We start from the raw sequence: 24,958 nt of genomic DNA on the forward strand, positions 1-24,958 counted from the left end.
AATAGGATGTTACAAGTGAAGCAGTATTTGCTGTTATGTGAACTCGCTGAGTCGGCGGAGACCAGGTTAGAGTACGAAAGCTTTGCCGAACTTGAGTTGTTGGAACAATCAAGTATTGAGCACCGACGGGATTGGGTTCTACTTCTCAACAAGGAGCAGCAGTACGGCATAGTGGTAGTACTTCAACCAAAAGAATCGGGAGATCAAATTACATATTCATTCCCATTAGACACCATGGTACATAACATTCGAGAAGAGTTGCCACCTGATGTTACTACCGTGTTTACCGGACTTGGCCAGGGAGGCTGGCGTGCCGCTATGCTAGCGGAAACACTCGATGCGGAAGCTATTGTTTTTGGTGCGCCAACTATAGAAGAACTCCCTGGAAAAGCGGTCAACTATGTTGTGGAAAATGACCCGGTGGGAGATCATACTGAGAAAGTCGTATTTGTAAAGGAAATGGATGATCTGGAAGAAGAGGACGTCGTCCCTCTTTCTAGAAAACTGGTTTTTGACGACAGCGGGAGAGCAATCTTATCAGAACAAAGCGAGTTCTCCCGATTCGTCAGCTGGTTCTACAACACAGCTGGAACCGTAGAACCCGTGATCTGGAATTTCTTCTTTCCGGGAGCAGAAGAAGATGAAGTAACTGTCCTTGCAGACCTTGGCGTTTATTCCGTGTTCTTGAAGGTTGGCGAGCTTAACAATGAGAGGGTTCTTAGATCCATCGGGGACATCATACGATATGCTGCAGGAAGACTGGAATCAAACCGCAATCAACTTGCAGCCGAATTGGATAAACTGCCGGATGAAGACTATGATAATCAGGTTTCAGAAACTGCGAATAACTTTACAAAGCAGGCCGAAGATTTCATCCTGCGTACATTCGAAAGTGTCCAAACCGTATTTATGGGTGTTGCTCTGTTTACCCTGGAGCAGGAGTCATTTGACACGGATACCCTGATTGATAGTTTTTACAGGCAGCTCCATGACCTACTGGATCAAGAACTAGAACGGGTAACAGATTGCCTTGATCAAGCAATTGCACGCCGGTTGGATCGATTCTTTCAGCTCCCTTCATTCCATTTTAAGTGGTAAGAAGAGCTATGGTTGGATTAAATGAAAATCAGTTAAACTACTAGATGTTTACATACGTTGATGTATAAGAGACTCCAAATTAAAATTGTTGGGAGGAAGCTGATGAATCAATGGGTTGGACGAATATTACTCGTTGTTTTAGTAGGAACGATTATTATCTTAGGAGTGAGTGGTTGTATGAGTAAGAATAAGGAACAACAAACAGAGGAAAATAAACCAACTCCAGAAGTCATTAAAGAATGGGTGCTTACCCATTTGCAGGAGAAGTACGGTGAAGAATTCGTGCCCGTGTCTTTTAGCGGCAGTAGTTTCGCATATCCCTATAATCTAATGTATTTGTATCCGAAAAATGGATCTAAATCGGATCGTTTTGAAGTTCATATCGTGATTAATATGGATGGGACTTACGATATTACAGATGCGTATTTTGGGATTCTAATCGCTCCGGAATATGCGAAAGTTGTTTCCGAATTCATAGGAGAAATTTATAAGGATTTTAAATTTTCCGTCGACTTTGGCGAAGGCGTATTTCCAGACCGATTGAACAAGAATACGAAGTTGGAAGAAATCTACAATGAAAATGAATTTTTCAACTCCGATATTACTGTTTTTGTAAAAGATGAATCAGCTAAGGGAATCGACACGATTGATAGTTTAAGTACGATTGCCGTAAAAATGATAGAAAAGAAATTGGTCGGAGACGTCTCCATTTATATTGTCAAGGATGAAAAGTTTGATTCTATAACGATGGAGGCCTTAAACGCAGTAAATGAGGATGAATACTTCATTGGAGATTATAACATCGTAATGATTGGTAAAGATCTGAAAATTTTAAAAATAAGGTAGGACGGAGGTAGAAATTTGTCTGAGCTAAGTAATAGCCAGTTAATTCTCTTAGATAATTTGATATATCTTGATGATGTTGCAAACCGAAATAATAAGAAGGTTGAAGATATTGTAGATTATCTTTTGAAAGGCGGGCTAGACAAAAGCATCACTGTAAAAGATGGTGCCAATAGCTACCCGGGTCTAATGACTAGAGAAGAATGGATTACCGTACTAGAAGCCATAAAAAAAGATCCCCAGTTAATGAATCTAACATTGAAACATGGAGATGTCGGTAAAGTATACGACAAAAATGGAAATATCATCGTTGACCAGAATGGGAAACCCTTGGAAGTCGGCGCTCGTATGGCTACCTTTGTCGATTCGGACAAGAATGCAACCGTTGTCTTCCGGGGTACTGCCGGAGACTTTGAATGGTATGACAACGGTACAGGTGGATATTTATCCGACACCGATATGCAGAAGCAGGCTTTGAAGTATATCGAAAGTCTGCCCTATAACAACATAACGGTTACCGGTCACTCCAAAGGCGGTAACAAGGCCCAATACGTAGGGATTCTTTCCGATAAGGTGGATCGGGTCCTTTCTCTGGATGGACAGGGATTCTCGAAAGAATTTGTTGAAAAATATCAGGACTTGATAGACAAGAATAGATATAAAATCATTTCCATTTCCGCAGAAAGTGATTACGTGAACTGCCTATTGATACCGGTAGCGGGAAAATTCATCTACATAGATACTGAGTATCAAGAGGATTTCCTCAGGAATCATAGCCCGGTCATCGTGTTGGATGGAAACGGACAGTTGCGAGACACAGCCGAACAAGGGGCTATTCCACAGCTCGTAAACGACCTAACGATCTATTTAAACGCTCATATGCCAGAGCCGGATCGAAGCTATGCGATGGACGGACTATTAGCTATGCTGCAAAGCGGAGACGAAGGGTTCCAAAAGGTGAGTCAGGACCATACCAATCAGGGCATCAAAATTGCGCTGCCGTATGTAGGGGATTATCTTTTGGAGAAAGCCGCCCAAGGCGGAAAAGATTTTGGAAATCTGCTGGCAGCCACTATTGGGATGGCTGTGTTGCCTCAGGAATTTATGGATGACTTTTTGCTATATTTGAAAATCAACGCAGACAATTTCGGCTACCTACGTCAATTAAAGGAAGAAATCGGCGCCATCTTGGGTCCTATAATCCGCGAGAAGCTGCAAGCCTTTGTATCGGATTTAGCAGCTAAAATTGAAAATAAAGCCAAGGAAATTGCGGCTAGCATTTCTGAGTTTGCCGGTAAGATCAAAGACGGCTGGGATGCGATGGTCCAAATGATTAATAACTTTATGTCTGACCTCAAAAATGCGGGTATGGCTGCCCTGGAGAAAATCAATCAATTTAAGGATAGGATGTTCCAAGGCATCAAAGATTTTGGAAATTGGGTTGCCGAAGGTACGAAAAAAGCGGCCGACGCCGTGAAAAATGCCTGGAACAGTTCTATTGATACGGTTAAAGGCTGGTTTGGAATCGTTAAAGAAAAAACTACGAATGCAATCATTGGTCTGAAAGACGGGATAAAACGTACCGTCGATTTAACCCGATCCACATGGAGTAAAGTTGTAGATGCATCGATAACCAAAGCTAAGGAAATCGGCAATTGGCTAGTCACCAAGCTGGATCAGGCCCGGGATAAGATGAAGGTGCTTGGCTCAAAAATCAGTGCTGCATTTACTGCTTTTGTAGATAAATTAAAGGCGGGCTGGGAAAGTCTCAAGGATCAGATGAAGAGCCTAGCTGAAAAGGCCAAAGATGCCGCAATACAGATTTATGAAGGTGTTGCTCGATTCGCCCAGACTTTGAGCCAAACGGTTAAAAGTTTTTGCAATAAGCTGGTCTCTACCTATAGACGGATTATGGAAGGCATAAAGAAATCCTGGGATACACTCGTTGATAGGGTTTCTAATCTATACAGTAATCTAAAAAATACGATTAGCCTGAAAGTCAGTGAGTATAAAGAGAAAATGAAATCAATGGTCACTCTATCAAAGAGTAAATTGAAAGACTTGGGTCAACAAGCTTATGGGGGAATCAAACCATTTACACGCAAGGTTGTAACAGGGTTGTCCAAATTCTCCGGAGGCCTTCTCATGGTCAGCGTAGACCGACTCAGCGATTTGCAGACGAGGTTCAAACGTATGGACGACGAGATCGTGTCTACAACAGGACGAATCATGAGCGATGCGGAACGAATTGCATCTGATATTTCGCGCGCCTATAGCGAATCTAACGTACAAAGCCAAATTCGTCAGCTTCAGAGGGCAATTGACGATGTCAGAAATCGCGGCAGACGGATCGCTACAGAAATGCAGCGTAAAACACATTCCATTACTGTTGCGCGCGATCAGTATTTGAAAGTCGAACAAATGGTGAGAAGCGAGATCCGGGGATTGATTTGATTTGCAGTTCTGCATCTGCTTATTCCTTTGTTGTAATTGGAGATTACAACAATACGGGAATGCAGATGTTTTTTCTTTCAGCGTAATTTTAACTATTGATTGCAAAAGTTTTCATATGCTAAGGTTATTTCAATATTCTAAATACATATATTTCATCCCGAATTTGGTATTACACATTCGGTGAGTATCGGAAGGTGGCTTGCAGCAAGTATGAAATCCAATGAGGTTCTCCCTGATTCCAAGGCTCAGCCGGGTCCCTTTCACTCAACCGGCAAGACTCAAGCCTTAACTGCGACGAAGGCTGCAACTCCCCTGCTCTTCATCGCTATTATGTTGACCGCTGCTACTCTTCGATCGCCATTAACAGGCGTCGGATCACTCATTACGCAAATCCAGGCCTCAACAGGACTGACGCATACGACAGCTGGCATGCTTACGACACTGCCGCTAATCGCATTCGGCTTATTCGCCCTGGTTGCGCCGAAGCTCTCGAGCCGCTTCGGCATGGAGCTTACCCTGCTCGCTAGCACTGGGCTGCTAATCATCGGGATTCTGCTTCGCTCTATTCCGGGCATTCCCCCCTTATTCCTGGGCACAGCGTTAGCTGGTATCGCTATCGCCATATGCAATGTCCTGGTTCCTGGCTTGATTAAGCGCGATTTCCCACGGCAAATCGGAATGATGACCGGATTGTATTCATCATTCATGAATCTATGGGCCGCCATCGCCTCAGGCATCAGCATCCCGCTCTCGCTTACCTTTCTCGGCTGGCGCGGATCGCTGGCGATCTGGGTTGTGCTCGCCCTGGCTGCGACATTGACTTGGCTGCCGCTATTGCGCCGAGCCAACCATGCCAAGGAGAAAGAAGCTGGCCGGGTACAGAACGCCGGCCCGCGGAGGCCAGTTCAAGTATGGCGTTCTCCCGTTGCTTGGCTCGTTACCATCTATATGGGCTTCCAGTCCGTCATGTTCTATGTCGGGGTATCCTGGCTACCGGAAATTTTGCACGAACAGGGTATGGATATGGCTAAGGCGGGCTGGATGCTCTCACTCATGCAAATCCTAAGTATGATCGGTTCCTTCGTCATGCCGCTCCTCGCTACGCGATTGCAAGATCAGCGCTGGATCACCGCAGCTTCCTCCGCCTTCTTCCTATTTGGCTTCGGCGGTGTATGGGTTGGCCCGCATAATCTGGCTCCGTTATACATCATGTTAATCGGGCTAGGCTGCGGTACGACCTTCAGTCTGGTCATTACCTTCTTCTCGCTGCGTTCGCATACATCTGAACAAGCGGCGGCCATATCAGGGATGGCCCAGTCGATCGGATATTTGCTAGCTGGTGTCGGCCCAACCCTGTTCGGCTTCATCCATGATGCCAGCGGCGGATGGGATGTCCCGCTGGCTACGATCACTTTGATGTCCATCCTGACGATTATCTTCGGATATGCCGCCGGGCGTAAAGGCTATATCAGCCCAAAATAACAAAAAAGCTTCTTTTGTCCGTGCAGCCGCATCAGCTGAACTACCGACAAAAGAAGCCTTTTTTATCCTATTTCTATACAGACTATAATCCGACGTACCGGCTGTCCTCAATAATGGAGTCCTTATCTTGCTGCAAGCCCTCCCGATACTCCACTATCCCGATTTGACAACCCTTCCCGATAACTACGGTTGAACCGCGTACCACTCTGGCAATCGTGTTCTCCAGATAGAGACGATCTCCTTCAATCACTTCACTCTCCAATTGCGGCAAACCTTTGAATGTGAACAAAGAGACCCATTTTTTGAAGTTGCTTGGCTCGACCTTGATCTCCCCGCCTACCACTTCGGTAACCACACTTCTGCCATACAGATCGATCTCAATCTTGTCTGCGTTCAACATACCGTTCATCTGCAGTGCACCCTTCACCCGGAAGTTCTCAGCTTGAATGCCATGACGGACCGTCAAATTACCGAAGATATGAATCTCCTCGCCGATGATCCGGTTGCCAACCTCGACTTCTCCGTTGAAACTTGTCTTGGCTGCGATCAGATCCCTGCCGATCTTTATGTTGCCCGTCATCGCCAGACTGCCGCCCTGCAAATCTTCCGTCGTTCTGATCTCCCCCGTCGATTTAAGGCTTTCGGCGCGCAGACTTCCTTCTACATCCAAGGTACCTGTACCCCTGAATTTGGAGCAGTCAATATCGCCGTCAATCTGTGCATCGCCGACGATGGTAACCTTATCAAACACTCCACCGTTTGAATTGCTGTTGCCGATAATCCGCAAGTTAGAGCTTCCTTCATCATCTCGTACAGTCATATTCATTTCGCCTCCTGCACTATATCTATCCATCATAGCTACACCTGCTCCACGCTGCGGACCGATGCTCTCGGATCAATCTCGCAGTGCTGCCTATACTCTATTCGTTCAATCTCACACCCAGGTCCGACCTTTACGATATTTCCACGTACGATGGTGGCCCTCGTCTCCTCAAGCTCAACAATGTCACCTTCAATAGAATCTGCGGACAGCCTCGCTGCTAGTGAAGACGACAGCAAGCTTAGCAGTCTTCGCGGAGAGGCCAGCTTCCGCTTGACAACAATGCGCTCGCCGCCAATTTCACGCGCCTGGCTGTTCCCTTCCAGGAGAATCTCTAATTCCCCGGCATTAATCATTCCGCCAGCGCGAATCTGACCGTGAACCTTCAAGCTCTCGAACTCTGCGTTTTCTCTCGTCTTCATTCCGCCATCTACCTTGGCATGTTCACCGGCGATTCCCCCGTTTACCGTCAGCATCCCGTTGATGTCCATCTCAACGAATCTCACATGTCCATCCACCTTCAACATACCGTCAACGCGTAATTCACCACCGCGAATCGATTCGGAAGCGGAGCCGGTTCCATTCATGCGTAATTTCCCTGCTTCGATAGACTTCTTCACTTTCAACGTACCGTTAGATGTTAGTGAATCGCAAACAACATCACCATTTATAGTTGCAAGCCCATCAGCTACGATGCTCCCATAGACTCCTCCAGCCACCTGACCTATTCCATTAATTTTCAAATCCTTGAATCCATTCCCCATAAACTTAACCCTCACTCCCGTTAACAAGTAATTTTAATTCTTCCGTGCACTGTGCTAGCGATAGATGGGCAACCCTCTTCACCCCGGGATCCATGTAGATCTCCTGATCATTGGGGATAAGAAGGAAGGCCGACACCCCCATTTTGCGAATCAAGACAATTCCGCATTCCATTCCCGCCATCCGCGGCAAATGCTCATTCAGGGCCTGAATCAATAACCGCCCTTCATCCAGCGCAATATCCCCGCTCTGAAGCCATCTATCCAGCACATAAATACTGAGTAGCTTATCGAACTCGAATATAATATGCTGCGCCGCAGGGTCAACCATTTCAATATATAAATTCAGAGCAGCTGATGTAACAATGTTCTGTTCCATAATCTCCCCAGCTGTTAATTGGATGTCCGCCAGATTTGGCGAGAATACATCGGCCAGTGCGTCCAGTGATAGATCATCCTTCATGTTCAGAATCTTGTCGATCCGCCGTATTATCTTGTCACGCGGGAAGAAGGTCTCCTGCCCAGTGAAGGAAGATTTACGGATGAACCACTGCTCGGGAATCAAATTTTTACGCTTCCATCGATATAGCTGTCCATAGGATATTCCGGTCAAATCCAGCAGCTCTTTCTTGGAAATTAAATCCTCACTCATACTTATACCCCTTTCTTACGAAAATAATGTAACATAACATTGTTACGTTGTAAAGTTGCCGAATATCCCCTATTGCTCTCTCCCCATTAAAATTGCAGTAAAAAAAGTCTCCAACGCATTTGTTAATACGTTAGAGACTTCTCCGATCATCTTATTCTATTCTTTATCGAATTTGAAATACTCCACTTTACCGTTCATATCGGTTGCAATCTTGGCTAGTCCCTCTGCCGCGGAAGCAATCTCCTGCATCGAGGCAAGCTGCTGCTCCGTCGCCGCTGTAACACTTTGGAAGGCATCCTGGCTCTTGGCCGAGGTATCGGCAATACGAGCAACTGAAGCGGTCACCTGATCCGCGCTGGCCGACATCTGTTCGGTAATCGCTGATACATCTTGAATCTGCTCTATGATCAGCTTAGTCGACTGCTCGATTTGCCGGAATGCGATCTGGGCATCATCTGTAACCGTCATGCCGAGTTCTACATTAGTTACGACATCTTGACTCATTTTCGCATAGGCTTGATCCGTTAATTCAGTCATCATCGTCAGACTATTCCGGATTTTCTCAACGGTCACCTTGGACTGCTCCGCCAGCTTGCGAACCTCTCCAGCTACAACGGCGAAGCCTCTTCCTTCCTCACCCGCTCTCGCCGCTTCAATAGAAGCGTTCAAAGCCAGTAGATTTGTCTTCACGGCAATGTCGGACACCGCAGCACTCATATCAGTAACTTGAGAGCTAATTTCTGTCATTTTACGAATCAGCTCAGCCGATTCCGCAGTGGAACGATGAATTTCATTCATCTGCGTAGCAACGATCGATACTTTTTCACTGCCGGTTTGAATGTCCTGCTCTGTCTGTGAGGATGAGCTTGCAATTTGGTTGGATGCCTCAGCGATTCTATAAATACCTTGAGACATCTCCTCCATCGCTCTCGCCCCTTCCGCTGAAGAGATTGCCTGTGCTTCCGCATCCGCAGACGCATCTTGAACGAGGTCGACGACATGCTCCACCGCCTTGGAATTATGCTCCGTGCTGGCCGTCAGCTCCTCGCTGGAGGCCGCGAGCTGGCTGGAAGCCTCGGCAACACTGCCAATAATCTCCCTGATCGTTCCTACCATATTGTTATAGTTGGCCGACAGTTGGCCCACTTCATCCTTGCTGCTTACGGCGACCTCTTCGTTCAAATAGCCATCGCTGACTCGTCTGGAAGACAGGTTCAGCCGTTCAATCGGCCGAGTAACTGCACGAACGACGAAATATAACAGCCCAAGCCCGATAACGAGGGACAATCCTGATACAACCAGCGAATTCCAGAATATCGGCATTGCGGCTTTTTTAATCTCATCCTCTTCCATTACTCCAACGATTTTGAATCCTGTCCATGAATTGGTCAGGAAATAGGCCCGCTGTGGTCTCCCACTAACTGGACTAGTATAGTCAAACATTCCTGATCCAGCCGACTGAATCTCATTCACATAGTCACCTTCGACCTCTTCACCAATCTCTATTGTCGGAGATGCTACAATCCTATTTGTCCGGTCTATGATATAAAGAAATCCATCTTTCCCCAACTCTACTTTCCCAACCATCTCATTAATCTTTGCCAGATCCAGAGAGATCGTCAATGCGCCTTGTCCATCGGCCAGAGAGTGACTAATGTATAAGTTATAATGCCCCGTTGTTAGCGAACGAAACGGATCAATAATAACGGTCTCCCCGGGATTCTCCATCGTAGCCTTATACCAATCTCTCTCTCGTGGATCATAGTCCTGTTTGCCAGGGTCCGGAGCTTTCATCCAAGCGCCGTTGTTATTGCCGACAACAATGTTCTCAAGATCCGGGTGTTTATCAATAAAGAGCTCAAGCAGACGTCTTAGTTCAGGTGACTTGCTGTCAATCTGCTTCGAATCTATCTCCATCACCAGTTGTTCCAAATTATAGACCTGCGCCTCAATAACACGATCTATGGTATCGTTGAATTGAGTTGCACTGATCTTCATATTCTTATCCGTCTCTACCTGTAGCTGTCGCTTGGCACTCCCAAAGCTGCTATAGGCAATCAGAACGTTAGGTATGATAAACATAACAGCGAACAATAAGAATAGCCGATTACGTAAAGTGCGTATTTCTACCAAAGAGTATAAACGTTTGATAATCCCCTTCAAGAAAGTTCCCCCTATAATTTAATGATAAGCCCAAAAGTGATATACCCCCTCCTATCTCCTGAAAATATGTTATTCCGATGCTGTATTTTAACTAGAAGTTTTCACATGATTTTGCAGGGTATATTGCAAGATATCCCTTTCTTCGACATAATTCGAACATTTTTTAATATGTCTCGAAAATTTTCATGAAACTTTAATAATCTTTTTCAAGGTACTGCAAAACAGCCTTATTATTTACAAAAATACAATCTATTGAAACCCCTTAGATTCATCATTTAATCCCATAAACAACAAAAACCATCGCACCCCTATAAGGATACGACGGTTCAAGAAGTTCAGCTTATGTTCATTATTTGCTCTTCTCTGTATATTCAACAACCCAATCGGCCGTTGCCGCGAGTTTTGCCTCCGCACGTCCGATCGCTGCCGCTACCTGACTGGAGGCCGTCCCGCCGTATACATTACGGGCATTCACTACCGCCTCAGGCTGCAGTACATCGTAGATACTCTCATCGAACAAGGAAGAGAATTGCTTGAATTCCGCCAGCGTTAGATCGAGCAGGAACTTGTTATTTTGAATACAATACAGCACGGTCTTCCCGATCACCTCATGGGCTTGGCGGAAAGGCATGCCTTTGTTGGCCAGAAAATCCGCAATATCGGTCGCGTTGGAGAAATCCTTGTTAACCGCTTCGCGCATCTGCCCACTGTTCACCTTCATCGTAGCAATCATGGGAGCGAACAGCTTGAGCGCTCCTTGCAGCGTCTCAACTGTATCGAACATGCCTTCCTTGTCCTCCTGCATGTCCTTGTTATAGGCCAGCGGCAGTGATTTGAGGACGGTTAGGAGTCCCATCAGGTTCCCATAGACACGCCCAGTCTTTCCGCGTACCAGTTCAGGTACATCCGGATTCTTTTTCTGCGGCATAATGCTGCTACCGGTGCAGAAGGCGTCATCCAACTCAACAAACCGGAACTCTGTGCTGCTCCACAGTACTAGTTCCTCACTCAAACGCGACAAATGCATCATCAGGATCGAAGCATCAGCCAGGAATTCAATGATGAAGTCGCGGTCGCTGACCGCGTCCAAGCTGTTCTCATAGACGCTGTCAAAGTGGAGCTGCTCGGCGACATAGTGACGGTCGATCGGGAAAGTCGTCCCGGCCAATGCTCCCGCACCAAGAGGAAGCACATTAATGCGCCGGTAGCTATCCTGCAGACGCTCAATATCCCGTTGGAACATCGAGACATACGCCATTAAATGATGTGCGAACAGAATCGGTTGAGCGCGCTGCAGATGGGTGTACCCCGGCAGAATTGTCTCCTGATTCGCCCGGGCCTGCTCCAGCAGAGCTTCCTGCAGATCATGTAGCAAGCCAACGAATTCTACCACCCGCTTGCGCAGATATAGATGCATATCCGTTGCGACCTGATCATTCCGACTGCGTCCGGTATGGAGCTTACCGCCTACAGGACCGATCTCATCGATCAACTGCTTCTCGATATTCATATGAATGTCTTCATTTTCAATAGAATACTCCAACTCCCCGCGCCGAATCTGGCCGAGTACCGTATGAAGCCCCTCTTTGATCTTCTCGACATCCTCTTCCGGTAGAATTCCGCATTTGCCCAGCATGCTGACATGTGCCAGACTTCCCTGCACATCTTCCTCTGCCAGCAGCTTATCAAAGCCGATCGATGCCGTGTACTGTTCAACCAGCCTGTTCGTCTGCTTCGTGAAACGTCCGCCCCACAGTTTGCTCACCTGACCCCACTCCTTATCCTGTAATCTATGTCGTCATATAAATAAATGATGAAAAAATAGCCATCGTCCTGCAATAGGTGCTGATTTACAACTATTCACGCCTGTTATGAGCTCCCTAAAGCATATAACTGCGTTTATACACTTATTTGGACCAAAACCTCTTTAAATCGACTCTAAATTGAAAAATAGTTGTAAATTCACAACTATTTTTGCTATTGTAGCAATTTCCGTCCAAATAAGTGAGCTATTGCAACTATTTTTAAGTTATTTATTATTCTGCTCTACTCCGGAGCTCACCTTCAGACGAAGGGCATTCAGATGTATAAAGCCTGTAGCATCCCCTTGATCATAAGCCTGAGTAGGATCGGCTTCCATCGTAGCAATATTCGGATTGTAGAGACTTACTGGGCTCTTCACGCCAGCGGCAATAATATTGCCTTTATACAGTTTCACACGCACTGTACCAGCTACATTCTTCTGGCTCTCCGTTACCAACGCTTGCAGTGCGAGACGCTCCGGTGCGAACCAGAAGCCGTTGTAGACGAGCGTACTGTAGCGGGTAATTAGGCTGTCACGCAGGTTCATCACCTCGCGGTCCATCGTCAGCGACTCCATCTTGCGATGCGCTGTGAACAGAATCGTTCCGCCTGGCGTCTCATATACGCCACGGCTCTTCATACCTACGAAGCGGTTCTCTACCATATCAACACGGCCGATGCCATGCTTGCCGCCAAGCTCGTTCAGCTTATCCATAACGCCCAGCGGGCTAAGCTGCTCACCATTAATGGCTACACAATTTCCTTGCTCGAAATCCAATTCAACATATTCCGCTTGATCCGGAGCATCCTCCGGCGAGACGCTGAGCAGGTACATATCCTTATTTTCAGGTGCAGCCGCATCGAACCATGGGTCCTCCAGCACGCCGCTCTCATAGCTGATATGCAGCAAGTTACGGTCCATCGAATATGGCTTCGCCGCCGATGCAGTAACCGGGATTCCATTTGCTTCAGCATATTCGATCATCTCTGCCCGGCCCGGGAAACGATCGCGGAACTCGTTCAGACGCCATGGTGCAATTACAGCGATCTCCGGTGCAATTGCAGCCGCCGCCAGTTCAAATCTTACTTGGTCGTTCCCTTTTCCTGTCGCTCCATGTGCAATTGCTGTTGCTCCCTCTTTACGTGCGATCTCCACCATCCGCTTCGCGATCAGTGGACGGGCGATACTCGTACCGAGCAAGTACTGCCCTTCATACAATGCTCCGGACTGGAACATCGGATAAATAAAGTCCTTGGCGAACTCTTCCTGCAGGTCATCGATATACACCTTGGAAGCACCGGTGGCAAGCGCCTTAGCCTCAAGCCCGTCCAGTTCCTCCTTCTGACCGATATCCGCCGTAAAAGCGATGATCTCCGCATCGTAAGTTTCCTTTAACCATTTCAATATAACGGAAGTATCCAGCCCTCCGGAATACGCCAACACAATTTTTTGCTTCGCCATGTTTCCTCTTCCTCTCTAGTACTATATAAGTTGAAATTATCCGAACATTTCATCCGTTGCCTTCATACCAATATTCATTGGTTCAACTTATATAGTATTTTTTTATTTATCCCATTAAAGCTGCCATCAGCGCCTTCTGTGCATGTAGACGGTTCTCCGCCTGATCAAAAATAATCGAATGCTTGCCGTCAATGACGCCCTCGCTAACTTCTTCCCCGCGGTGGGCAGGCAGACAGTGCATAAATACATAATCATCCTTGGCATAAGAAGCCAGCTGTTCATTTACCTGATAATCTTCAAAAGCAAGTTCGCGCTGCTTCTGTTCTTCCTCGAAGCCCATGCTCGCCCACACATCTGAATAGATCACATCCGCATCCTGAACGGCAGCCTTCGGATCACGAACCACTTCAATGATGGCTCCCGTAGCCTTGGCGATCTCTTGTGCTTGCTGAACCACCGCCGCATCGGGCTCATAGCCCTCCGGACTTGATACACTGACATGCACGCCCAGCTTTGCCCCGCCGATCATAAGGGAATGAGCCATATTGTTGCCATCGCCAACATAAGCGACCTTGATGCCCTGCAGCTTGCCCTTGTGCTCATAGATCGTCTGATAGTCCGCCAACACTTGGCAAGGATGGGCCAGATCGCTAAGTCCGTTGATAACCGGGATCGAAGCGTATTTGGCCAAATCAACGACCTTGTCATGTCCAAAGGTCCGGATCATGATGCCGTCCAAATAACGGGACATTACCCCAGCTGTATCCGCGATCGTCTCCCCACGGCCGAGCTGGATATCATTCTTGCTGAGGAACAGCGCATGTCCCCCCAGTTGATACGTGCCCACCTCAAAGGATACACGCGTCCGAGTCGAAGATTTCTCAAAAACCAAACCGACGGTTTTCCCTTTCAGCGGCTCGTATACTTCTCCGTTCTTCTGCTTGCGCTTCAGCTCAATAGCCAAATCGATCAAATATTGAATCTCCTCGGTGGAGTAATCATCCATTTCCAAAAAATCACGACCGTGCAAATTAAAAGTTTTATCCGTCAATGGCTGAGTTAGGCTCATAATTTTGCTTCCTCCTTGCTCGTATGTGTTGTAATGATAGCAGCCAGTGTGTCTACTGCCTGATCGATCTCCTCATGACTTACGTGCAGATTCGGCAGCAACCGAATGACGTTAGGACCTGCGGTTACGAATAACAGCTTATTCTTCTGGCCAGCGGCAACAAGCTCAGCAACAGGCTCTGCGCACTCAATTCCGATCAGCAGACCCATGCCGCGAATATCCTTCACAAATGGCTGCCCATCAAGCGCCGCCTTTAAACGTTCCACAAGATAGGCTCCTGCCTCGGCTGCTTTCTGAGGGGTATTCTCTTCCTTCATTGTCTCTAGCGTGGCAATCACCGATGCTGCAGCTACAGGATTGCCGCCGAAGGTCGATGCATGGCTCCCTGGAGAGAATGCCTCACGCAAATAGTCCTTGGCAAGCATCGCCCCTGCCGGCAGTCCGCTGGCGATTCCTTTGGCCACTGTGAAAATGTCCGGCTCGATGCCGTATTGCTGATGTGCAAACCAGGAACCCGTACGTCCCATTCCTGTCTGAACCTCATCGATAATAAGCAGCAGTCCCTGAGCCTGACAAAGCTTGGAGAGCTCCTGTACGAATTCAGGCTCTACGGGATAGACGCCGCCTTCAGCCTGGATCATCTCAATCATAATCGCCGCCGTGTGCGGGCCGATCGCCTCCTGAAGAGCATCCATATCATACAGAGGTACAGTCTTGAAGCCTGCTGGAAGCGGGAGGAAGCCATCCTTCACCTTCTGCTGCCCGGTCGCCGTCAGGGTTGCCAGCGTACGTCCGTGGAAGGATTGCTCGAACGTGATCACTTCGTAACGGTCCACGCCCTTGATCTTCTGATGATAACGACGAGCCAGCTTGATCGCCGCCTCATTCGCTTCAGCTCCGCTGTTACAGAAGAACACGGCATCCGCACAACTGACCTCAGTCAGCAATTGCGCCGCCTGCTCCTGCTGTGGAATCTGGAACAGGTTCGAGACATGCCACAGCTCGTCGAGCTGCTCCTTCACCTTCTGCTTCACCTTCTCTGGGGCATGCCCGAGATTGGTTACCGCCAGTCCGCTCATAAAATCGAGATAACGATTGCCTTGATCATCCCATAGCCAACTGCCGTGGCCTTTGACTAGATTGATTGGGTAACGCGAATAAGTCGGAAAAAGTGCGCTTTGCGCCATTTTTATTCAACTCCTATCATTTAATGTGTATGTTCAAAAAGGCCGATTTTCAGCACCGAAGCTTATGCTTCCGATGTGCGTTTTACAAAACGCTTCAGTTGGATGGTGATTTATATTAGCCCATGCGTACGATCCGTGTGCCGATCTTCTCACCAGATAATACCCGGCCCAAAATTCCCGGCTCACTGCCGTCCACAATAATGACCTCGTCTACTTTCCCCTGGATGCAAGCAATCGCAGCCCGTACCTTCGGGATCATACCGCCGTAGATTTCTCCAGTCAAAATCATATCCTCGATCTGCTGTACAGTAACCGTCTCAAGCACACGCTTCTCTCCACCTGTATTCTTAAGGATTCCTGGAACATCCGTAACAACGATCATCTGGTGTACGCCCAGCACTGAGGCGACAGCTCCCGCTGCTGTATCTGCATTAATGTTGTAACGGCTGCCCTCCGTTCCTACACCAATAGGTGCAATCACTGGCATGTATCCGAGCTTCAGCACACCTTCGATCAGTTCCGCGTTCACATCGGTCACATCACCGACCAAACCGACCTCTGCGGCCGCCTGCACCGGCTTAGCAATAATCAATCCGCCGTCGACTCCCGACATCCCGAGCGCTTTGCCGCCCGATTGAGCGATACGCCGTACTACCTTCTTGTTAATGCTTCCAGCAAGCACCATCTCCACCACGTCCAATACTTCCTCGGAAGTATAGCGGAGACCATTCACAAAGTGAGTCTCGATCCCCAGCTTGTTCAAATTGTCGGAGATCGCTGGTCCGCCTCCATGCACAATAACAGGCTGTACGCCTTCGACCTGCAGCTTCGCCAGATCACTGTAGAAAGAATCCGGCAATTCCTCAAGCGTGCTGCCGCCGCACTTCATCACAAACGTACCTTTCTCCCATTTCTGATTGACCAAGAGCTCGTTCCCCTCCAAAGCTGTCTCCATGTAGAATGAACCTCCTTCTGATAGGTTGATAGAAAATATCGTATAAAGTACATGTTCAAAAAGTAGACTTTTTGAATTCCTTATTAAGTGCGGTATGCCGCATTGATTCGTACGTAGTCGTAAGTCAGGTCACATCCCCAAGCCGTTGCATGGCCTGGTCCGTTATGAAGCTCGACATGAATGACAACCGTATCGCCCTTCAAATATTCCAGCGCCTCTTCCTCGTCGAACGCCACCGGCTGTGAACCGGACAACACGAGGATGTCGCCGAGCTGGATATCGACGGTGTCCGGATTCACTGGTTCACCAGCACGCCCCACCGCCGCAATAATCCGTCCCCAGTTGGCATCGGCGCCAAATACTGCCGACTTCACAAGGCTGGAGCCGATCACCGTCTTGGCAATGGCTTGAGCTGACAGATCAGTGACCGCTCCGTTCACCGTTACCTCGACGAGACGAGTTGCCCCTTCACCGTCGCGGGCAATCGCCTGAGCCAGCGTCTGGCACACATAACGGAAGGCAGCTGCGAAGCTATCCCAATCGGGATGCCCCGGCGCCAGCTCGGTATTGCCGGCCAGACCACTGGCCATGGCAATCAGCATGTCGTTCGTGCTCGTATCTCCATCCACGGTAATCATATTAAACGTTACATCCGTCGTTTCTCCTAGCAGGCTTTGTAGCGCCTTCGGGGAAATCGCCGCATCCGTCGTCACAAAAGCAAGCATCGTCGCCATATTTGGATGAATCATCCCCGAACCCTTGGCCGCTCCGCCGATCGTCACTTCATGGCCGTCCACAGTAATCGTTACACAGGACTCCTTCTTCACCAGGTCCGTCGTCAGTATCGCTTGCGCAAATTGGTCGGCGCCTTCATCGCCCACCGCCAGCGCTGCTGGCAGGCCCGTAATCCCGTGGGCCACGCGGTCCATCGGCAGCAATTCGCCGATGACGCCGGTAGAAGCGACGGCCACCTCATCGGCGGCGAGCCTGAAGGCATCCGCAGCTGCCGCGCGCATCGCATAAGCATCGGCCTCGCCCTGGCGGCCGGTGCAGGCGTTGGCGTTGCCGCTGTTCACGACCACAGCCCGCAGCTGACCGTTATTGGACGCGATCGATTCCCGCGTCACCTTCAGCGGTGCAGCCTGGAACACATTGGTCGTGTAGACCGCCGCCGCCGTCGCCGGCACCTCACAATATATCGCGCCGAGATCATTGCGCGATGTCTTCTTCAGGCCGCAATGCAGTCCGCCGGCCTGAAACCCCTTCGGCGAGGTAATCGAGCCTGCCGGAACAATCTGAAATAAACTAACCACTCCCATGACGATCCTCTCCATTTCCTGAATCCTGTTTATCTTATGAATCTATGAATTTCGTCTATCTTTCTACTTGCATCGTTCACAGTCTATTATGGATATACAGGACTAAGCTTAAGTCCAGTCGTCTCGTCCCAGCCCATCATCAGATTCAAATTCTGTATCGCCTGACCAGCTGCACCTTTGACAACATTATCCGTCACAGCAATAATCGTGACCCTTCCAGTTCGGTCATCCACAGAAAATCCGATATCGCAATAATTCGAGCCGAATACTTCCTTCGTTGCTGGCCACTTGCCCGCTTCACGAATCCGTATAAATGGTCTTCCAGCGTAAAATTCGCGATACAACGATATAAGTCCTTCTTCTGTATAATCCCCCTGCAATTTTGCATACATTGTGCTCATAATCCCTCTTGTCATCGGTACCAGATGCGTTGTAAAAGTCACCATTACTGGACTACCAGCAGCAAGGGATAGCTCCTGCTCGATTTCAGGAATATGCTGATGCTTATTTACTTTATATACTTTCATATTTTCATTCATTTCCGCGTAATGCGTTGTTAGGCTCGTTCCCCGTCCTGCACCGGATACACCCGACTTAGCATCGATAATAATGCTTGCCGGATCAATCCAGCCTGCGTTAAGAGCAGGAATCAGTCCAAGGAGTGTCGTAGTAGAAAAGCAACCAGGATTAGAAATGAAGCTTGAACCTATCACGAGGTCTCCATTAATCTCGCACAATCCGTAGATGGCTTTATCAAGCCATTTCTGTTCTGCCGCCTCATGCCTATACCACGCTTCATATTCCGATCTATCCTTAATCCGAAAATCACCTGACAAATCAATGACGCGCAGCCCTACTTCAAGAAGCTGTGGTACCAGCTTGCTGCTGACCCCTGAAGGAGTTGCTGTAAACACTACGTCCGCTTTCTCTGCAATTTCCTGCGGATCAACACCGTCCAAATTCTGTACCATCAGCTCAGACAAATGCGGGAATCCATCAGCAATCGGTTCGCCCGCACTGGAGGATGAAATCACCGATACAATCTCTACATGCGGATGTCCCATTAAAAAACGAATCAGCTCCACGCCTCCATAGCCCGTGGAACCAATGATCGCCACCTTCACTTTTACATTTTCCATCCTATATCCCCCTCTTCCCATCGCTTACTATCTATAGGTCGTTCAAAAAGTCCGCTTTTGATCACGAAGCAAATCAGGAAGTATCTCGGCATTGAATCTTGAATTCAGCCGGGCCTTCCGGTGCTCTCGTACCTACTACGTACGCTCCGCTCCTCAGTCCCTAGCTTCATCCAACCTTCTTGGTGCTGAAAATCGGCCTTTTTGAATCGCACATCTATAAGATCAAATGTATAAATCCGTAATTAATATGTATTATTATACGGTCCTGCTTATATAAATACAACCATTAATTATTTTAATGCCATACTCTATCGTCATCAGAGACAATGGTAATGCTTTTGGCGGATTAATAGACCTGAACATAACGTACGAACAACAAAAAGAGAGAACGTTGTCATTCTCCCTTTTGGCGAAACTCCTATATTTTTCTGTCAATCATCCGATGCTTGTTCTGCCCGCCATCCCTCCGGATATAATGTGTGTTGTAGCAATCGTGGAAGGAGTTCAAGCAGCAGCTCTTGAGTAATAGCATCCCCATAATTCCATTCAGAAGCCTCCAGTTCGTATACATGGCCGCGCTGCACAACGGGCAGGGTGAGCCAGCTCCGGCTGCTCATTAATTCCTCCATGGCTGCTCTGGATTCCGGATGCTTTGATTGCATGATAAATAGACGATCCCCGGCGAAAGCGGACAGATCTTCCTCGCTGATTTCAGCAAACCCTTGTCCGTTATTCAGCAGCTTCTGTACTCTCGAAACCGGCCGGAAACCGTGCGGATGATACAAGCCTGGAGTTAGTCCTGCTGATCCCATGACGTACAATCGCCTGCCATGATCATACTGGAGCACTGAGGCTGTCTCGCCCGGATCAACTAAGGAGCTCAACTGCTTCCATACTGTCTCCGCTTTTGCATGATACCTGTTCAGCCACTTTTCTGCCTGTAGCCTATGGTCCAGCATTTCCCCCAGTACATGCAGCCTTACAGTAAGCGGCGCGAATGAATTGAAGGTAACGGTAGGAGCAATTCCCGATATCAGATTGTACTGCCGTTCATCGGCATTAGCCAGAATGATCAAATCCGGCCGAAGCTTGGCCAGAATATCAGGATTTATCGGATGCCCTACATCTTGCATGCTCTGTTGTAAATTCCTGCTTGCAGCCACATGCAATGGGAAAATCCCTCCTATAGGCTCAATTCCAAGAACAAGCAGATCGCCAAGCGTCTCCCCATAATAGACAATGCGTTCCGGCTTGACGGGAATATCCACGACATGCCCCGTCCAATCCTTTACTTTTTTGTATTTTCGCATGTATCGTGCAAATTGTTTCGGAGCAATCCCAGTCGATTGGCGAAACCGGCGGTTAAAATAATACTCATCAAGGAATCCGACCTGACGGGCGACCTCTCGAAGCGGTTCATTCGTATGAACGAGTAAATGCTTGGAGCGATTGATGCGCAGATCATTCAAATATTCCAGCGGACGTTTTCCGGTCAGCTCCTGGAATATTGAAGAATACCGCCAATGTGGAACATGGGCAGATTCCGCCAGTTCCTTCACGGTCATTTGGTCCATATAACGGCTCTCCATATAACGAATTGTTCCCTCAACCGCTTGTTTTGAGTGGCTGGACTGCCCTGCATGAAGGTTATGCTCAATCAGCACGTGGATAAACTCATGGAAGCGCAACTGCTGCTTACTAACCTCCAAATCGCCTGTCGCGTCATTCCCTGCATACAACTCATGAGCCATTTGGATAAGCCGGACACTTGGGAAGACCGTCAATTCTACGCGGCCCGATATAAAATTTTTTATATATGTTCTATGCAGATTCTTTCCCACCTCAATAACCGAGAAAGTCATCCGATACAAACTCATTCCGCTGTCATACCCGTTCTTGAGCTGATAATGCTGGCCTGGCGACAGAAAATAACATTTGGCCGCTGCAAATAAAAACTCATGCTCCTCCACATCAATACTGCCTTGGCCTTTCAGTATAACGATAAAAGTATGGCCGTCCGACACGCATAATTCCGATTCCCAACCGACTGGCTGATCGATCACTGCTATATCTGACAAATGGAAGAGCAGATTGTGTAGCGGGGCCGCCTCATTCTTCTGGTTATTCATAAGCCTTAAGCTCCTGTAATGATTAGAATCAAAAATTATTTTGCAAGCTGATTCGGTATCTCCTCCAACAGCCATTGTCTAGTTAGCGCATCGCTTCCCGATTTCAATATATCGATTGTATACACATGGCCCTTCTGCACCGCAGGGAGGTTCTTCCATAATGGGCTTGCCAGCATGTCCTCTGTCGACTTCTTCGCTTCCTCATCCACCGGTGTCAGAACAAAAATACGATCTCCAGCGTACTCAGGGAGAAGCTCCTTCGATATTTCCTTGAAGCCTGTACCTTCGTCCAGCAGCTCCTGGACTTTCCCTAAGGGCTTCAGTCCTCCCTGCTCATAAATCACTTGCGAAAGTCCTGTGCTTGCCATTACGAACAAACGATCTCCCGGGTAGAATGTTAACACTGATGCGGTCTCATCAGATTGAACTCCTGCCTTATGCAGTGTTGCCCACATCTGATCTGTCTTTTCTTTATATTGTGCCAGCCACTGCTCGGCTTCAGCCTTTCTCCCAACCAGATCGCCGATCAGCAGCATGCGTGCATCAAGCTTCTCAAAAGTATTGAACATCACTGTTGGAGCAATTTTGGACAATTGTTCGTATTCCTTTTCGTCCGTACTCGCCGTAATAATTAGATCCGGTTCGAGTTCAAGCGCCTTCTCCAAATTGATAGGGAAGCCAAGATCCTCGACATTTTTGACTTGATCTTCAAATACAAAACCGTCAATCGCGAAAAAACCAGCTCCCACGACATCCGCATCAATGGCTAACAGATCCCCATAGGTCTCGCCCCAAAATATAACCCGCTGCGGAGATGCCGGAATATCCACCTGATGACCTTTGAAATCTGTAATCGGACGTACAGCGTTGGCGGACATCTCAGATTTCGGATTGCCGCACGCAAATAACAGCATGCTTGATAGCACAATCGTTAATAGTACAAGAAGAGCTCTTTTCCCCATTTTGCAAAATCCCCCTAATGAATATCAATATAAATGATAATGATTATTATTATCAATATAATGATATAAGTGTATAAGCTCTTCTGTTTTTGATCAATGGACAAATGACAATCCTTCTCTAGATTTTATACAAAATACTAAAACTCTCAGAGCAAGCAGACGGTCCTCCTCTGCCCTGTCCGTCTCCCCTTCCCTATCAGTAAAAAGCACACTCCCAGAAAATCTTAAGAGTGTGCCTTTCCTATGCATATTTTGTTGAACCCTTCCATCTTTAACGGTAAATCATACATTACTCCTGTACTCGTTTAAAACCTTCTCCCAAGACTTCATGAGCATTCGTAATGATAACAAAGGCACTCGGGTCAAGCGACTGCACCAGCGTCTTGAGACTTGTTACCTCGCTCTGCCCAACGACGACCATGAGCACAGTACGCTCTTCTCCTGTATATCCGCCACGGGCATCCAGCTTGGTCAAGCCCCGGTCCAAATGCTTCAGCACCGCCTCGGATATTTCATCCGTCTTGTCGGCGATGATGTAGGCCACCTTCGTATAATTGAAGCCCAGCTCGATCATGTCGATGATCTTGCCGGTAATATAGAGACCGATAAGCGCATAGAGCGCCTTCTCTGGGGACAGAACAAACATCGCCAATAATATAACCATGCCGTCCATCATCACGACACATACCGATAAGTTCAGCCGGGTGAGCTTCTGGATAATCTGGGCCAGCGTCGACAGTCCCCCGGTTGATCCACGTCCCCGGAAGACAATCCCCAGACCAACCCCAACACCAATGCCACCGTAGAGAGATGATAACAGCAGATCTGTCGTTGGAACAGACCAGTCCTTCGTCATGAAGACGAAGAGCGGCAATACAATCGTACCCAGCAAGGAGCGAATAGCATAGTTGCGTCCTAGCACCAGATAGCCTGCAATGAATAAGGGAATGTTAAGTGCCCACTGCGTATATGCTGGCTCAATGCCGAACACCGACTGAATAATGACCGAGATGCCGGAAACTCCGCCAGATGCGATATTGCTAGGCAATAGAAATAGATTGAAGGCCAGAGCCGTAATAAAAGAACCTACAATAATCATGACCGTATCGACGGTATGGCGAATCGGCCCATCTACCGGAAAATATTCGTTAAGCCTTCGTTTGCGGGTTGTTGACGACACCCCAGTTCCTCCTTAGCTGTGATCTCAAAAAAATCCTACACACCAGAAGAGCCGGCGGACGAGATATACCTGTAGCTTTCTCTCCCCAGCTCTACCATGACATGTGTAGGATTTTCCGTTATTATGATTCAGTTCGGATCTGACTCCGCAAATAGCCGTCGATAAATGCGTCCAGATCGCCGTCCATTACAGCGCCCACATTCCCAGTCTCTACCGAGGTGCGATGATCCTTGACCATGCTGTAAGGGTGGAATACGTACGAACGAATTTGGCTGCCCCAGGCGATATCCGATTGTTCGCCGCGGATCTCATCCAGCTCTTTTTGCTGCTCCTCCAACTTACGCTCATAGAGCTTGGAACGGAGCATGGTCATAGCTTGCTCGCGGTTCTTGATCTGCGAGCGTTCATTCTGGCATGTTACGACAATCCCGGTTGGCAAGTGAGTAATCCGAACCGCAGAGTCAGTCGTGTTAATATGCTGACCGCCCGCGCCACTTGCCCGGTACGTGTCAATCTTGAGATCCTCAGTGCGAATCTCAATATCTACATCATCGGTTATTTCTGGTACCACATCGCAAGAGACGAAGGAGGTATGTCTACGGCCAGAGGAATCAAATGGAGATATGCGAACCAACCGGTGCACACCCTTCTCTGCTTTTAAATATCCATAGGCATTATAGCCCTTGATCAACAGTGTGACACTCTTGATTCCAGCTTCATCCCCCGGTAGATAGTCAAGTGTCTCAACCTTGAAACCGCGCTTCTCCGCCCACCGCGTATACATCCGCAGCAGCATGGAGCCCCAGTCCTGGGATTCTGTCCCCCCAGCACCTGGGTGCAGCTCAAGAATCGCATTCATCTTGTCATATGGCGCACTCAGCAGCAGTTGAAGCTCAAAATCCTCCATCTTCTTCAATAATGCACTTACAGAGGTACTGATCTCTAACAATAATGCCTCGTCATTCTCCTCTTCAGCCAGCTCGGCCATCATCTCGATGTCGTCATACTCCTGCTGCAATGTATTATATTGATCGACAGAGGACTTCACTGCGTTCATCTCCGCGATTAACGCCTGGGCCTTATCATTGTCATCCCAGAAGTCCGGTGCCGCCATCTTCTCCTCGTAATTCGCGATCATTTCCTGCTTCAGGTCTAAGTCAAAGAGACCCCCTAAGATTAGTTAGTCGCGTAGCTATCTCTCTCATATCATGCTTTACACTTGGATCGATCATGCTGTTCAATCACCTTCCTGTATAAGAGGTTGTTCAAAAAGTCCGCTTTTGATCTCGAAGTAACACTGAGAGCTTATTCGGCATCGAATCTTGAATTCAGCCGGGCCTTCCGGTGCTCACGTACCAACTACGTACGCTCCGCTCCTCAGTCCCTAGCTTCATTCAACCTTCTCGGCGCTGAAAACCGTACTTTTTGAACACGCACTATAAGTATTTACGCTCATTTTATACATTTCTAGGGCGAATCA

The 24,958-nt window shown here is 48.0% G+C and carries 19 protein-coding genes; 4 read left to right on the forward strand and 15 right to left on the reverse strand.

Features of this window, described 5'->3' with window-relative positions:
- Positions 1-6: 6 nt before the first annotated feature.
- From EI981_RS26090 to EI981_RS26105, 4 genes are all read left to right on the forward strand, one after another.
- The gene (locus EI981_RS26090; protein ID WP_127003208.1) at positions 7-1,098 is read left to right on the forward strand and encodes a hypothetical protein; all 1,092 of its coding nucleotides are present in this window, start codon (positions 7-9) and stop codon (positions 1,096-1,098) included.
- A 102-nt stretch (positions 1,099-1,200) separates the two neighbouring features.
- Positions 1,201-1,944, forward strand: a complete 744-nt coding sequence (locus tag EI981_RS26095; protein WP_127003210.1) for a hypothetical protein — start codon at positions 1,201-1,203, stop codon at positions 1,942-1,944.
- A 15-nt stretch (positions 1,945-1,959) separates the two neighbouring features.
- The gene (locus EI981_RS26100) at positions 1,960-4,395 is read left to right on the forward strand and encodes an Mbeg1-like protein (protein WP_127003212.1); all 2,436 of its coding nucleotides are present in this window, start codon (positions 1,960-1,962) and stop codon (positions 4,393-4,395) included.
- Positions 4,396-4,605: 210 nt separating this feature from the next.
- On the forward strand, positions 4,606-5,877 hold the full coding sequence (locus EI981_RS26105; protein WP_127003214.1) for a CynX/NimT family MFS transporter: 1,272 nt from the start codon (positions 4,606-4,608) through the stop codon (positions 5,875-5,877).
- 82 nt (positions 5,878-5,959) lie between these two features.
- Here the strand turns inward: EI981_RS26105 and EI981_RS26110 are convergent, their stop codons facing one another.
- The 15 genes from EI981_RS26110 to prfB form a co-directional block, all read right to left on the reverse strand.
- Complete coding sequence (locus tag EI981_RS26110) at positions 5,960-6,697, reverse strand: hypothetical protein (protein ID WP_127003216.1); 738 nt, start codon at positions 6,695-6,697, stop codon at positions 5,960-5,962.
- A gap of 38 nt (positions 6,698-6,735) precedes the next feature.
- Positions 6,736-7,461: a hypothetical protein gene (locus EI981_RS26115; RefSeq protein WP_127003218.1), complete on the reverse strand. Its 726-nt coding sequence runs from the start codon at positions 7,459-7,461 to the stop codon at positions 6,736-6,738.
- A gap of 4 nt (positions 7,462-7,465) precedes the next feature.
- A complete protein-coding gene (locus EI981_RS26120) occupies positions 7,466-8,110 on the reverse strand; it encodes a YhbD family protein (protein ID WP_127003220.1) in 645 nt (214 codons plus the stop codon).
- Between the two features lie 156 nt (positions 8,111-8,266).
- Positions 8,267-10,243, reverse strand: a complete 1,977-nt coding sequence (locus EI981_RS26125; RefSeq protein WP_227011595.1) for a methyl-accepting chemotaxis protein — start codon at positions 10,241-10,243, stop codon at positions 8,267-8,269.
- Between the two features lie 379 nt (positions 10,244-10,622).
- Positions 10,623-12,038 (reverse strand): argininosuccinate lyase, encoded by a 1,416-nt coding sequence (gene argH / locus EI981_RS26130; protein WP_127003222.1) that lies wholly within the window; start codon positions 12,036-12,038, stop codon positions 10,623-10,625.
- Between the two features lie 264 nt (positions 12,039-12,302).
- Positions 12,303-13,538 carry an argininosuccinate synthase gene (locus tag EI981_RS26135; protein ID WP_127003224.1) on the reverse strand — a complete coding sequence of 412 codons (1,236 nt, stop codon included), beginning with the start codon at positions 13,536-13,538 and terminating at the stop codon, positions 12,303-12,305.
- A gap of 106 nt (positions 13,539-13,644) precedes the next feature.
- Entirely contained in the window at positions 13,645-14,607 is a 963-nt protein-coding gene (argF, locus tag EI981_RS26140) for an ornithine carbamoyltransferase (RefSeq protein ID WP_127003226.1), read from the reverse strand.
- The gene (locus EI981_RS26145; protein ID WP_127003228.1) at positions 14,604-15,794 is read right to left on the reverse strand and encodes an acetylornithine transaminase; all 1,191 of its coding nucleotides are present in this window, start codon (positions 15,792-15,794) and stop codon (positions 14,604-14,606) included. Before EI981_RS26145 ends, argF begins: the two co-directional genes overlap by 4 nt.
- Before the next feature lie 115 nt (positions 15,795-15,909).
- A complete protein-coding gene (gene argB / locus EI981_RS26150) occupies positions 15,910-16,749 on the reverse strand; it encodes an acetylglutamate kinase (protein WP_127003230.1) in 840 nt (279 codons plus the stop codon).
- Between the two features lie 83 nt (positions 16,750-16,832).
- Positions 16,833-18,068, reverse strand: a complete 1,236-nt coding sequence (argJ, locus tag EI981_RS26155) for a bifunctional glutamate N-acetyltransferase/amino-acid acetyltransferase ArgJ (RefSeq protein WP_127003232.1) — start codon at positions 18,066-18,068, stop codon at positions 16,833-16,835.
- An 86-nt stretch (positions 18,069-18,154) separates the two neighbouring features.
- Positions 18,155-19,207, reverse strand: coding sequence for an N-acetyl-gamma-glutamyl-phosphate reductase (gene argC, locus EI981_RS26160; protein ID WP_127003234.1), 1,053 nt, complete (start codon positions 19,205-19,207; stop codon positions 18,155-18,157).
- A 431-nt stretch (positions 19,208-19,638) separates the two neighbouring features.
- Positions 19,639-21,336, reverse strand: a complete 1,698-nt coding sequence (locus tag EI981_RS26165; RefSeq protein ID WP_127003236.1) for an ABC transporter substrate-binding protein — start codon at positions 21,334-21,336, stop codon at positions 19,639-19,641.
- A gap of 35 nt (positions 21,337-21,371) precedes the next feature.
- Positions 21,372-22,298 carry an ABC transporter substrate-binding protein gene (locus tag EI981_RS26170; protein WP_127003238.1) on the reverse strand — a complete coding sequence of 309 codons (927 nt, stop codon included), beginning with the start codon at positions 22,296-22,298 and terminating at the stop codon, positions 21,372-21,374.
- 289 nt (positions 22,299-22,587) lie between these two features.
- Entirely contained in the window at positions 22,588-23,478 is an 891-nt protein-coding gene (locus EI981_RS26175) for a YitT family protein (RefSeq protein WP_227011596.1), read from the reverse strand.
- 121 nt (positions 23,479-23,599) lie between these two features.
- A protein-coding gene (gene prfB, locus EI981_RS26180; RefSeq protein ID WP_127003240.1) for a peptide chain release factor 2 occupies positions 23,600-24,710 on the reverse strand; the annotation gives its coding sequence in 2 pieces (ribosomal slippage) (positions 23,600-24,637 and positions 24,639-24,710; 1,110 coding nt in all).
- Between the last annotated feature and the right edge of the window lie 248 nt (positions 24,711-24,958).

Origin of the sequence: Paenibacillus lutimineralis, assembly GCF_003991425.1 — a bacterium.
Taxonomy (GTDB): Bacteria; Bacillota; Bacilli; order Paenibacillales; family Paenibacillaceae; genus Fontibacillus; species Fontibacillus lutimineralis.